Here is an 11837-nt window from a genome sequence, read left to right as displayed (position 1 = left end):
TATTGAGGCAAAAGTAGTATAAAATGCGAGCAGTTTTACAAAGAGTTACACATGCAAGTTGCACGGTTAACGACCAGATAACAGGGGCAATTGGAACCGGGTTTTTGGTATTATTAGGTATTGAAGATGCCGATACCTTGGAAGATCTGGATTGGCTGGCACAGAAAATTATCGGTATGCGTGTTTTTGGCGATGAAAACGGATTAATGAATAAGGCCCTTGCCGATGTAGGTGGTGATATTTTACTCATCTCTCAGTTTACATTATTCGCCGCAACCAAAAAAGGAAACCGACCAGGTTTTATAAGGGCGGCCAAACCAGATGTGGCCATTCCACTTTATGAAAAAATGATCGCAAAACTTTCTGATTTGTTGGGCAAGCAAATTAAAACAGGTGTTTTTGGTGCAGATATGAAAATTGCGTTACTAAATGATGGCCCGGTTACAATTATCATTGATACGAAAAACAAAGAGTAGCGCATTATTTATTTTAACAACCCAATTGCTAGTAGATAATACAGTTATGAAAAATAATATGAATTTTGGAAAGTTAAAATCCAACGCTTTGGATTTAGGTGTACTTGTGTTATTTGTTATTTTAAAACTGGTTTTACCCTTTCTCCTTGTTAATGCGGCGTACAGTTTGCATCGCGATGAGTTTTTGCATTTAGATCAGGCAAATCATTTGGCTTGGGGTTTTCAGAGTGTACCTCCGGTAACCTCCATATTTGCGTTGATTATTAAATTTTTGGGTGGGAGCGAGGTGGCCGTCCGTTTGGTTTCTGCCTGTATCGGAGCGGCGACCCTGGTATTCAGCTGGAAAATTGTAGATGCGCTAAACGGTAATTTATATGCGAAAGTGTCGCTAGCAATTGCTTTAATATGCAGTGCAATTGGACGGTTAGATTTACTTTTTCAACCAAATGCGTTCGATATTTTAAGCTGGACGGCTGTTTATTACTTTTTAATCAGGTTTTTTAATACAAAAGAAAACAAATTCCTCTATTTTACAGGTATTGCACTTGGGCTTGGCTTTTTAAATAAATATAGTATTCTATTTTTAGTTGCAGGTTTAATTCCCGCTTTGTTAATTTCGAAACAAAGGCAGGTTTTCAGCAATAAAAACCTCTATTTGGCTACTGTGCTGGCTTTACTAATAATGCTACCCAATATTATTTGGCAATATTCACATCATTTTCCGGTTGTGGGACACATGAAAGAATTGGCGGCAACCCAATTGGATAAAATTAACCGGATTGATTTTTTGAAAGAGCAGTTACTCTACTATTTCAATGTTATTTTTATTGTTTTAGGCGGAATAATTGCGCTATTGTTTTATAAACCCTTTGCTGCTTACCGGTGGATAATTTTTAGCTTTATAATTTCAATTTTCTTGTTTACTTGGTTTAGGGCAAAAGGGTATTATGCTGCGGGATTGTATCCTGTAATTATTGCGGCTGGCTGTACTTGTTTCAGTTATATTTTTAACAATGGCTGGAAAAAATATCTTAAAGCATTAATTGTCGTTTTACCCATTATACTGTTTAGCCTCACCATGAAATTCGCTTATCCGGTATTAAGCCCACAACAGATTATAGCCCAACACGGTAAATTTGCCAAAATTGGCATGTTGCGTTGGGAAGATGGTTTACAGCACGATCTGCCTCAGGATTTTGCCGATATGCAAGGCTGGAAAGAACTGGCCGCACTTGTTGATATTGCTTACGGAAAAGTTAAAGATAAATCTACCGTATTGGTACGTGCCGATAATTATGGACAGGCCGGCGCAATCAATTATTATTCAAAATATAAAAACATCAATGCGGTATCATACAATGCAGATTACCTGTACTGGTTTAAAATGGATAAACCGATCAAAGATTTAATTATGATCACCTGGTGGAAAGATGAAGATCCGCAACGTAAGCGGGAGCAGCCTTATTTTGCCAGGATTACGAAAATTGGGGAAATAAAAACACCTTATGCACGTGAAAAAGGGGCAGGTGTGTTTTTGCTTGAAGGTGCTAAACCCGAAGTTAGCAGTATTATAAAATCAGAAATAGAGGAAGAAAAAAATGACCATTAACGAAGCACAGGAAACGGTAGACCGTTGGATTAAAACCACAGGAATCCGTTATTTTAACGAACTTACCAATACCGCAATCCTTATGGAAGAAGTTGGGGAAGTAGCCCGCATTATGGCCCGGAAATATGGCGAACAATCTTTTAAGAAAAGTGATGAAGAAGTGAACCTTGCCGATGAAATGGCCGATGTAATGTTTGTTCTAATCTGTTTGGCCAACCAAACCGGTATCAATTTAACGGATGCGCTGGAAAAAAATTTAGAGAAAAAAAGTATCCGCGATGCTGACCGGCATAAGAATAACAAGAAGATAAACCCCTAAATTACCTAAGGTGACTTTATATTTTTGTGGTTGAGGCCCTTTTAGGAGGTTGGAGGTACAAATTCCATCAAGGTACGATAAGCTACAAATTGGTTTTTGTATCTTTCGTTTAACTCTGCCTGCAAAGCAGGAGCAAATATTTCTTGGTATTGGTTGTAATTATCAAGTGTTTCTGCAACGTATTGTGCACAATACGTTACCCCTTCGTTTGGTGAATCTACCACCTTTAATAAACGGTGAGAAACAAATAATTCTGTAGCCATAACCTTCGGGATATGAATATCCTGCATCCATTGTAACCAATCTTCAGCAGCTGCTTCATCAAGTATCAGCGTAACATTATATAAAAACATATGCAAAGATAATTAATAAATAACCGTTAAAAAATCAATGTTAGCTGTTTTTATTCTTTTAAGTGCTAATAATCAACTAAATTTGCAGGCCCTATTGTTGAAGCATGATACGAAGTAACGACTCTCAAAAAATTGATAATTCGACGCGAAATTACATTTACACAGGTTACCTAACGGCAATTTTTGGTGGGATTCTTGGCCTTGTTATTGGCTGGGATCTGATGAAAAAGAAAAGGACGGTAAGTACCGGAGAAAAAGTTTTCTCTTATTCGCTATCTGATCGGCAACATGGTGCCAGGATATTAATTTTGGCCGGAATCTGCTTCATTTTGTTGTTAACACTAACTATTATCGCATTAGATGCATAGTTAACATTTGTATCTAAATGATAACCATTACCACATCATCCACAATAAATGACCTTGAAGGAATTCTTAAACTTCAAAAACAAAATCTAAAACAAGATTTAACGCTGATCAAATAAAGGAACAAGGTTTTGTTACCGTTTCGCATTCAATTGATGATCTGGAGAAAATGCATAAATACGAGCCTAATATCATTGCAAAAGATGGAGATTTGGTTGCTGCTTATGTACTTGGAATGACGGAACAATCAAAAAACGATATCCCGAGACTGGTTGAAATGTACGAAAGCTTTGATCATATTTTATATGAGGAAAAATCCGTAGCAACATATCAATATATCGTAGTTGGCCAGGTTTGTGTAGGGCAGGGCTACCGGGGTAAGGGATTATTTGATCAATGTTATAACGCTTACAAAGATTATTTTAAGCCAAAATACGATTTTGCGATAACTGAAATTGCCAGCATAAATTTACGATCGATGAATGCCCACAAACGCATCGGATTTAAAGTAATTCATACCTATACCGATAATAGCGAAGTAGAATGGAATGTTGTAGTTTGGGATTGGAGGAAGTAATTAGTTTTGCGGTGGGCGTATGGCGTAATTTAATTTGTTATAAACAATTAGCCGCATAAAAACCACCAATCAACTAGTGGCTAATGAACCAAGGCACTATACCCCATCACCGCGTAAATTTCTAAATCTTTTTCTGGCTTCTGCGCTAAACATGCTTCCCGGATAATCAGTGATCAGTTTCTGAAAATAGATTTTTGCCTGAGCAACATCGTTAAGTTTCTTTTCGTAAATATCGCCCAGCGTAAAAAGTGCATCATCCGTCCAAATGCCGTCTTTAAAATCTTCAGTAACTTTTTTTAGGATGTCGGCTGCTTTTTGAAAATCATTTGCCTTAATAAAAATCCTTGCTTTGCTCATTAAAATGGCATCAGCCAAACTGTTCTGAGGATAAGCAATTGCAATGCTATCCATTTTTTTTACCGCCCGCTCAGGCAGGTTCCTGAATAAAAGCATTTCTGCATCGGCGTACATTTTTAGTGCATTGCTATCCGCAGGTGTTTGAATGTTATCGTTAATCAATAAACTCAGGTTCAGGGCATCATTTGCAATCAGTTGCGAGGTAGCGGCTTTTAAAACCAGGCATTGGCCATTGCTATATTCAAAATTACCTTGATAAAATGAAAGCTTTGCACTTCTAAAACGTGCTTCATTGCCTACCGTTTGTCCTTCAAACTGTTTACTTACTTGTTCGTATACCAAAAAGGCTTCCCAGGGCTGGTTGGTTAAAATGTAAATGTCGCCAAGATCCAATTTCAACTGGCCAAGTTCCTGATCATTTATCCCGGGCATTTTTATTGCTTCTTCCAGTTCTTTCTCTGCCTTGACGGGTTGGTTTAAATAATATGCTTGCAGGTTGGCCAGTTTTTTAATCGCAAAAAGGGTGTTCCTGTTCTTCCCACTCTCATCTAATAAAGCCTGGTAATCTTTTGCAAGCAGGTCAAGATCGGCCACGGTATATTTCCCATTTGTGCGCAGGTTGTACCTGGTATTTAGCATTTCAATTTTCGATGGCAGATAATATTGGCTATCCTTTCCTTTCGTTAACAGGTAATCATAAGCTTTAATGGCTGTTTCATAAGCACCATTATCAACAAAAGTATAAATGGCATTAAATAATGTACCACCGTCAGCTTTTGTGCGTTTATCAAAAGCAATCAACTGGCGAAGTGCCATATCAAATTCCTGTTGCTGAATGTAATTCCATGTAAGGAGCTGAATATAAATTTCGGCATCCGGCTCTTTCTGGATTTTTTTTAAAATCGCCGACTGGAAAGTCTGATAATCATTTTTATCTTCAAAAATAGAAGAAAGAACAGCTTCTGCCTGTGGTAAAAGCTGCGGCATGGTGCTCAATGCATCAAGATATTCCTGCATGAGCATGGGCTTATCCTTTTTAAAACGATAAATATTCAGCAGCTCAAAAGTAAAAAGCTGATCATTTCCCATCAGTTTTCTGCCCTGTTTAAAGGTTTGGATGGCAAAATCATAATTTTCAAAACGGTAAAAGCTATTGGCTAAATTCCTGATCTTAAACTCATCTTTGGTAAGCTTGCCAATTACTTCGGTAAAAATTTTATTTGCCGCTTGTACATCTCCCTTTTCTTGGTAAAGCTTGCCCAATGCTATGGGATAAAGTTCACTCTGCTGATTTTTTTTAATCTCTTTTTTTACGAGTTTTTCGGCCACATCATAACGCTTCAATTTTACTAGCGTATTGAAATAAATATCAAAATAAGCTTCATTATTTGGAATGGCATATAATTTTTCGAGTAGAACAACCGCTTTTTCATAATCTCCATCCTGATAGTATTGAATGGCTAAAGTACTTTCATCGGGTGCAACCTGTTGTTTGGGACGGAAAATCTGTGCATTTGCCCCAAGTGTTAACAATAAGAATAGGATGAAAAGCAAACGGTTCATAAACCCTAAATTATAAGTTTTAAATGTAACATTTTAATACATCTTTAGCTAAAGCACCAATTGATATTAAACGTATTTTAAATGTTACCTGTATTTTATTTTGTAGGTATTTTATAAATACTAAATTGACCCACAACTTATTATTGTATGCATAAGTAACATTGTTGGTGTAAATCGCAGTTAAGTTGTTATGATACTTATTTTTGTCGTCCCGTAAAGGATTTATTTATGCTTAAAAGAGTTTTTCTATTGTTAATGGTTGCATTGATCTGGGCTTGTAAAGGTTCCAATAATGAGATTATTCCTGTAGATGATTTTTTTAAAACGCAGGATAAAGCCTATTACCGCATCTCGCCAGATGGCAAAAGCCTTTCTTACCTAAAACTTCAGGATAAAAAACTCGATCTTTTTGTTGAAGACCTGGCAACCGGAAACAGTGTGCAGCTTACTCATTTAAACGGAAAAAGTATCAGTTTTCATTTCTGGACAAGCAATAACGAACTCATTTATTATACCGAAGATGAATCTAAAGAACGTAAGTCGGATATTTTTGTGATCAATAAAGATGGCAGCAAACAGGTGCAGTTAAGTGCTAATGAAAAAAGCCGTTTAAGGGTTATTGAAGATCAGCTTATTGATGATAAATACATTATTGTGGCCTCTAATAAACGTGATTCGACCGTTTTTGATGTTTATCGCCTCAACGTGCGGAATGGTAAGATGGATATTGCAGCAAAAAATCCAGGAAATATTACCGAATGGATGACGGATAACAGGGGAGTGTTAAAAATTGCTGTTGCAAGCGATGGTGTAAATGAAACGCTGATGTACCGCGAAAACGAAAACCAGCCCTTTGCGCCTGTTATTACCAATAATTTTGAAACCACTTTACAGCCCATCGCGTTTTCAGAGGATCAACCGAATATACTTTATGCCATTTCCAATGTTAACCGCGATAAGAATGCACTGGTTGCACTCGATTTAAAAACCGGGAAGGAAAAACAGGTTCTTTTTGCCAATGATACCCTAAATGTAGTTGATGCTAAATATTCCCGTCCACAAAGGAAAATGCTTTTTGTAACCTGCGAAACCTGGAAAAAGGAAAAGTATTACCTGGATGACAGTACCAGGCTTACTTATTCGAAAATAAATCAACTTCTGCCAGGCACAGAATGGAAAATTATGGATAAGGATAAGATGGATAAGTTTTTTGTGGTAAGAACATTTACCGATAAAAATCCGGGATCTTATTATTTATATACCGCCAGCGAAAACAAATTAAAAAAGCTTACTGATATTAGTCCTTCCATTAATCAGGAAGACATGAGCAGCATGAAACCCATTTCTTTCAAAAGCCGCGATAGTTTAAATATTAATGGTTATTTAACCCTGCCAAAAAACAGAAAATCAGTCAATTTACCTGTTGTGGTATTGCCACATAACGGGCCCGGTGGAAGAAATAGCTGGGGTTACAATGCCGAGGTACAATTTTTAGCTAACCGTGGTTATGCCGTATTGCAAGTAAATTACCGGGGTTCTACAGGTTATGGAAAATCATTTTACGCTGCTGGCTTTAAACAATGGAGTGATAAAATACAAGATGACGTTAATGATGGCGTAAAATGGTTAATTGCGCAAAAAATTGCAAACCCAAAAAAAATTGCCATTTATGGTAATGGTTTTGGCGGTTATATTGCATTAAATTGTTTGTATAAAAATCCCGATCTTTATAAATGCGGTGGATCTAATTCAGGTGTAATTAACCTGTTTAGTTACCTAAAAACCATCCCTCCGTTTTTAAAGGCGAATTTGCAGATGTATTACGAAATTGTGGGCAATCCGGTAACTGATACCGATTATATGCGTTTTGCATCACCGGTTTTTCATGCCGATCGGTTTAAATCTCCTGTTTTTATTGCACAAAACCCAAAAGATCCCCGTGTAAATGTAGCAGAAGGCGTTCAGTTTATTAAAGAGTTAAAAAAACGTAATGTTCAGGTTACTTATATCGAAAAAGAAGAAGGACCCAACCCGGTAATGCGTCAACAAGGGCGAACAGCTTTGTACAAAGCTTTAGAAGAATTTTTACAAGAAAACCTAGGTAAGAAATAGGGTATGGCCTTAGATAAAAAAAGTGGTTACCGCAAAAATTTCTCTCTTGGTGTAACCTTTATTGTACTCATTTCCATCCTTTTTATCCTTTCGCTTTTCCTGGCCTTCAACTATAGTAAAAAATCGATTGAGAATGATTTTGTGTCCGAAAAGGTAAATGTACTGGAGCAAAGTATAAAGCCCTATAACGACTTTTTTCAGAATAAAATGCCTGAAATTTCTTACTATAGTGGCTACCTCGATTCTTCCACAGCATCGAAGTTTGTAGATACAGTAATGTTAAAATATCCTTTTATCTCAAAGGTTACTTTTTACGATACAGAAGTGAAAAATATGCCCGTTAAAGATGGGATAAATGCAAACCACCTGGGTATTGGCCCGAAATCAATTTTCCAGTTTGGAAAAGGGGTAAAGCCCGATTCTGTAAAACTTTACTCAGAAGATGATACCCGATCTTTTAATGTAGGGAGTGATTTTAACGCAATCGCCATCAAACTCGCAACATTTGTTGAGGATTTAGATACCGCATCAGTACCCACACAGGAAAAATTATTTACAAATTTTTCAATCGTTAATTCCAATGAGAATAAAATTACCTACCTCAATATTCCCAGTCGTGAAGATTTAAGGGTATATAAGGATATGATCAGGCATAAATTAAATCCAAGCCCTGTTTATCAGCAGGATGTGATGGTATTTAATCTTGATGCATATAAAATTAAAATTATAAATACCAGGCCCTTATTGTATCAAACCATCAGAATAGAGCCATTAACTTACGATCCGATTGATACCTCCGACGAAAATATAAACACCGAAATTGCGCTGCCAGGTGCATTTTCTGATTTTAAGCTGTACCTTATATCCTCGAAATCTTACATCAAAAAGGAAATTTTTATTTACTTCATGCCAATTGCCCTAGTGCTTCTTTTAGTGTATGGCGTGCTTTTATTGGTGGCTTTTTTAATTTACCGTAACCTGAACATCAATAGTAAAATGTTTAAGTTGCAGTACGATTTTGTGAATAACCTTACCCATGAGTTTAAAACACCTGTTAGCGTAATTAAAATTGCAGGGAACAACATTAAAAGTGCTACCGCATTAAGCCAGAAAGAGCAGCAGCTTTATGGTAAAATACTGGATGAAGAAGCCGACAAGCTGAATGGTTTGATGAATAAGTTGCTGGCTTTTACACAAATTGAAAATAAGGCAATTAAGCTTAATCAGGAAGAAGTTAATATTGTTGATTTTATAGAAAGCACCATTGAATCGCATACGCTTAAACATCCCGATTTTAAGATGACTTATGAGGTGGTGGGTTTTAAAACCTTTATTACCGATCCGGTATTAATGGGAAGTTTGTTTGATAACCTGGCAGAGAATGCTTACAAATATTCCAAGCCTGAACAGAAGAAACTGCATATTAGTGCAAAACTGATTAAAGGTGTGCTCGTTTTCCGTTTTACGGATAAGGGAATAGGTATAGCAGCGTCAGAATTAAACAATATATTTAAGAAGTTTTTCAGAATTCAGAATGAATATAATCAAATGGGAAGCGTGGGCTTAGGTTTGGCATTCTGCAAAGAACTGGTTAACTTTATGGAGGGAGAAATCTCTGTAAAAAGCAAAGTAGGAAGTGGCACTGAATTTAAAATTGTATTGCCGTATAACAGTTAAAAAATTTAAAAAATTGAAAGGTTTTAATGCGGTAAGTTAAATTTCCAACATTACAACCTGCATATAACACACATACAAATGTCTAAAGAAGTAAAAATATTAATTGTAGAAGATGATGAAAATCTTCGCTTTCTTGTAGCTCACCGTTTAAAAGCAGAAGGATATATCGTGCTTGAAGCAAATGATGGCGAAGCTGGTGAAAGAATGATTGTTGCCGATCAGCCTGATATTGTTTTATTGGATTGGATGATGCCTGGTAAACAGGGTGCCGAAGTTTGTGAGAATGTGCGCAAGCAGGGTTTCGAAAACCTGATCATTATGATGACTGCCAAGGCACAGGATGTAGATAAAATTGATGCTTATAATTTTGGTGCATCTGATTATATCACCAAACCATTTAACATGGATGTTTTAGTGGCCATGTTAGAGAGTAAGGTGAAATTTATTGTAAATAAAGATACTGCCGAAATTCACCGTTTTGGCAACATGGAACACCATCCAAATATCCATACCTTATTTAGAGATGGAAAGAAAATCGAATTAACGATACTGGAAAACCGTATCCTGCTTTATTTCTTACGTAATCCGGGTAAAGTAATTAACCGTGATGAACTGATGCTGGTCGTTTGGGGCTATAACTCTGATGTAAACACCAGAACGCTCGATATGCATATTGTGCGCTTACGTAAGAAGATAGAGTTGAATCCGGATAATCCACAGTTGTTGCAAACTGTTAGGGGCGTAGGGTACCGTTTTAACGCGGGATAATTACAATGTGCCATCAAATAGTACAGGCGTTTTGAGCCGACGAAGCAATCTTATAACAATCGCTACTAGCATGTGCTTTAGGATTGCTTCGTACCCAACATTGACGATCGCTTTACTGAAGCCTGTAAATGGTAGCCGCTGAAGAACCATTAAAGCATTTCAACAGGCTTAATCTTACATTTTACTTAATATATTCACAATTATGCCCTTTTCAATGTGAAAATTGTGATTTCAGGTAAAACACCAACCCTGCCTGGGTAGCCTAAAAAGCCATAGCCAACATTTACATAAAGCTGTTGTTTCTGCTCCTGGTACAAACCCGCCCATTCTTTATAAATATATTGCACTGGGCTCCATTGAAATTCTTTTAAGCGAACTCCAAACTGCATTCCGTGGGTGTGCCCGCTGAACATGGCATCTATCTGAGGATATTTTTGCAAAACTTCTCCACGCCAATGCGAAGGATCATGACTTAGCAAAAGTTTAACTGGTAAATCATCGGTATCTTTAACCGCCAGTTCCATCTTGCCATATTTAGGGAAACGGCCCATGCCCCAGTTTTCAATTCCTAAAATACCAATCTCTTCGCCATCAACTTTTAACCTGCGGTTTTCGTTCATTAACAAATCATAACCCATTATTTTATGCACATCAACCATATCCTTCAGGTTTTTTACCTTAGCAGGCGATGATTCTTTACCAAAATAATAATCACCATAATCATGGTTTCCCAGTGATGAAAATACGCCTAATGGAGCCTTCACTTTAGCAAAAATATCCTGGTAATCTCTTACTTCATTGGTGAGGTTGTTCACCAAATCGCCTGTAAAAAAGATAAAATCTGGTTTTTCGCCCAATAGCATTTCCACGCCACCCTTTACGGCCGTTTTGTTGTAAAAACTTCCCGAGTGGATATCCGAAATTTGACCCATTGTTATGCCATCAAAAGCCTTAGGCAGGTTCGGGAGGATTAAATTTACCCGTCGCACCTGATAATCGTATGCGCCTGAAATAATTCCCCAACTTAATGAGGTTAAAGGAACAGCCGCCGCTACTAGGCCAGCTTTAACCAGAAACTGAGAACGGGATATAGGTTCTTCTACAGTATCTGTACTATTTGGAACTTCTGCTTTTTTACTTTTTCTAAAAATTTTAATAAATAACCGGCGTAAATCATCTAGTACCAGAAATGGCAGCATGGCAAGTTTACAAGCTACCGTTAAAAAGAAAGCCACTAAAATTATGGCCCTTAAAGTGAGGAAAAGGTTCAGGTAAATTCCACAGAAAACACCAAAAATTAAAAGCAGACTATAACTCCAGTATAAAATAGAAAATACCTTGCGGGTATTGGGTTTCCATTTTTTAAAAACGGCAACAATGGCTTTAAAGCAATAAATATCAAATGCAATTATGAAAATGCAGGCAGCAATAATAAAAGGTAATCTTCCCATATGGTCGGGTTATTCGATTTAAATATTAAATAAGGTAGGTTTATGCGTCTAAATTAAGAAACTGTTTAAATTATATTCAATAATAATTTTGCAGCTGTTAATAAATAGCTGTTTTGCCAATAATTTTGTGACAACTTTTTATATGATTTAAAATTTGCTCACAAGTTTGTGACCAAATTTTATGTGACAGAATTTTTTGTCACAATAAAT

General features: G+C 36.8%; 11 protein-coding genes. 8 read left to right on the top strand and 3 right to left on the bottom strand.

Annotated elements, in window-relative coordinates; all coding sequences use genetic code 11:
* Positions 1 to 23: 23 nt before the first annotated feature.
* Genes dtd through ASE74_RS20020 form a run of 3 tightly spaced genes read left to right on the top strand, consistent with a single transcriptional unit; the run spans position 24 to position 2404 of the window.
* Positions 24 to 476 (top strand): D-aminoacyl-tRNA deacylase, encoded by a 453-nt coding sequence (gene dtd, locus ASE74_RS20030; RefSeq protein WP_055912999.1) that lies wholly within the window; start codon positions 24 to 26, stop codon positions 474 to 476.
* Between the two features lie 46 nt (positions 477 to 522).
* Positions 523 to 2085, top strand: a complete 1563-nt coding sequence (locus ASE74_RS20025; RefSeq protein WP_162235828.1) for a glycosyltransferase family 39 protein — start codon at positions 523 to 525, stop codon at positions 2083 to 2085.
* Positions 2075 to 2404: a nucleotide pyrophosphohydrolase gene (locus ASE74_RS20020; RefSeq protein ID WP_055912997.1), complete on the top strand. Its 330-nt coding sequence runs from the start codon at positions 2075 to 2077 to the stop codon at positions 2402 to 2404. The genes ASE74_RS20025 and ASE74_RS20020 overlap by 11 nt, the downstream gene beginning before the upstream one ends.
* Positions 2405 to 2445: 41 nt before the next feature.
* On the opposite strand, the gene ASE74_RS20015 is transcribed toward ASE74_RS20020, so the two are convergent.
* Positions 2446 to 2757, bottom strand: a complete 312-nt coding sequence (locus tag ASE74_RS20015) for a DUF4286 family protein (protein ID WP_055912995.1) — start codon at positions 2755 to 2757, stop codon at positions 2446 to 2448.
* Positions 2758 to 2861: 104 nt separating this feature from the next.
* On the opposite strand from ASE74_RS20015, the gene ASE74_RS20010 reads away from it, so the two are divergent.
* A complete protein-coding gene (locus tag ASE74_RS20010; RefSeq protein WP_055912993.1) occupies positions 2862 to 3125 on the top strand; it encodes a hypothetical protein in 264 nt (87 codons plus the stop codon).
* Positions 3126 to 3291: 166 nt separating this feature from the next.
* Positions 3292 to 3699, top strand: a complete 408-nt coding sequence (locus ASE74_RS20005) for a GNAT family N-acetyltransferase (RefSeq protein ID WP_200912334.1) — start codon at positions 3292 to 3294, stop codon at positions 3697 to 3699.
* 96 nt (positions 3700 to 3795) lie between these two features.
* Here ASE74_RS20005 and ASE74_RS20000 read toward each other — a convergent pair whose 3' ends face one another.
* Positions 3796 to 5619, bottom strand: a complete 1824-nt coding sequence (locus tag ASE74_RS20000; RefSeq protein WP_055912990.1) for a tetratricopeptide repeat protein — start codon at positions 5617 to 5619, stop codon at positions 3796 to 3798.
* A gap of 228 nt (positions 5620 to 5847) precedes the next feature.
* Between ASE74_RS20000 and ASE74_RS19995 the strand changes: the two genes are divergently transcribed.
* The 3 genes from ASE74_RS19995 (at position 5848) to ASE74_RS19985 (ending at position 10176) form a co-directional block, all read left to right on the top strand.
* A complete protein-coding gene (locus tag ASE74_RS19995; RefSeq protein ID WP_055912986.1) occupies positions 5848 to 7731 on the top strand; it encodes a prolyl oligopeptidase family serine peptidase in 1884 nt (627 codons plus the stop codon).
* Positions 7732 to 7734: 3 nt separating this feature from the next.
* On the top strand, positions 7735 to 9408 hold the full coding sequence (locus tag ASE74_RS19990) for a sensor histidine kinase KdpD (protein WP_055912983.1): 1674 nt from the start codon (positions 7735 to 7737) through the stop codon (positions 9406 to 9408).
* 78 nt (positions 9409 to 9486) lie between these two features.
* Entirely contained in the window at positions 9487 to 10176 is a 690-nt protein-coding gene (locus tag ASE74_RS19985; RefSeq protein WP_055912981.1) for a response regulator transcription factor, read from the top strand.
* A 200-nt stretch (positions 10177 to 10376) separates the two neighbouring features.
* On the opposite strand, the gene ASE74_RS19980 is transcribed toward ASE74_RS19985, so the two are convergent.
* Positions 10377 to 11627, bottom strand: a complete 1251-nt coding sequence (locus tag ASE74_RS19980; protein WP_055912978.1) for a metallophosphoesterase — start codon at positions 11625 to 11627, stop codon at positions 10377 to 10379.
* Positions 11628 to 11837 lie beyond the last annotated feature (210 nt).

This window comes from Pedobacter sp. Leaf216 (assembly GCF_001421515.1).
GTDB lineage: Bacteria > Bacteroidota > Bacteroidia > Sphingobacteriales > Sphingobacteriaceae > Pedobacter.
The sequence above is the reverse complement of the archived record's forward strand: the minus strand, read 5'-3'. Positions and strand labels throughout refer to the sequence as shown.

What these genes read in the sequence shown, in the direction of transcription:
- ASE74_RS20020 (WP_055912997.1), top strand. Translation starts at nt 2,075, where the DNA reads ATGACCATTAACGAAGCACAGGAAACGGTAGACCGTTGGATTAAAACC.
- ASE74_RS20000 (WP_055912990.1), bottom strand. Translation starts at nt 5,619, where the DNA reads ATGAACCGTTTGCTTTTCATCCTATTCTTATTGTTAACACTTGGGGCA.
- ASE74_RS20010 (WP_055912993.1), top strand. Translation starts at nt 2,862, where the DNA reads ATGATACGAAGTAACGACTCTCAAAAAATTGATAATTCGACGCGAAAT.
- ASE74_RS20005 (WP_200912334.1), top strand. Translation starts at nt 3,292, where the DNA reads ATGCATAAATACGAGCCTAATATCATTGCAAAAGATGGAGATTTGGTT.
- ASE74_RS19980 (WP_055912978.1), bottom strand. Translation starts at nt 11,627, where the DNA reads ATGGGAAGATTACCTTTTATTATTGCTGCCTGCATTTTCATAATTGCA.
- dtd (WP_055912999.1), top strand. Translation starts at nt 24, where the DNA reads ATGCGAGCAGTTTTACAAAGAGTTACACATGCAAGTTGCACGGTTAAC.
- ASE74_RS19995 (WP_055912986.1), top strand. Translation starts at nt 5,848, where the DNA reads ATGCTTAAAAGAGTTTTTCTATTGTTAATGGTTGCATTGATCTGGGCT.
- ASE74_RS19990 (WP_055912983.1), top strand. Translation starts at nt 7,735, where the DNA reads ATGGCCTTAGATAAAAAAAGTGGTTACCGCAAAAATTTCTCTCTTGGT.
- ASE74_RS20025 (WP_162235828.1), top strand. Translation starts at nt 523, where the DNA reads ATGAAAAATAATATGAATTTTGGAAAGTTAAAATCCAACGCTTTGGAT.
- ASE74_RS20015 (WP_055912995.1), bottom strand. Translation starts at nt 2,757, where the DNA reads ATGTTTTTATATAATGTTACGCTGATACTTGATGAAGCAGCTGCTGAA.
- ASE74_RS19985 (WP_055912981.1), top strand. Translation starts at nt 9,487, where the DNA reads ATGTCTAAAGAAGTAAAAATATTAATTGTAGAAGATGATGAAAATCTT.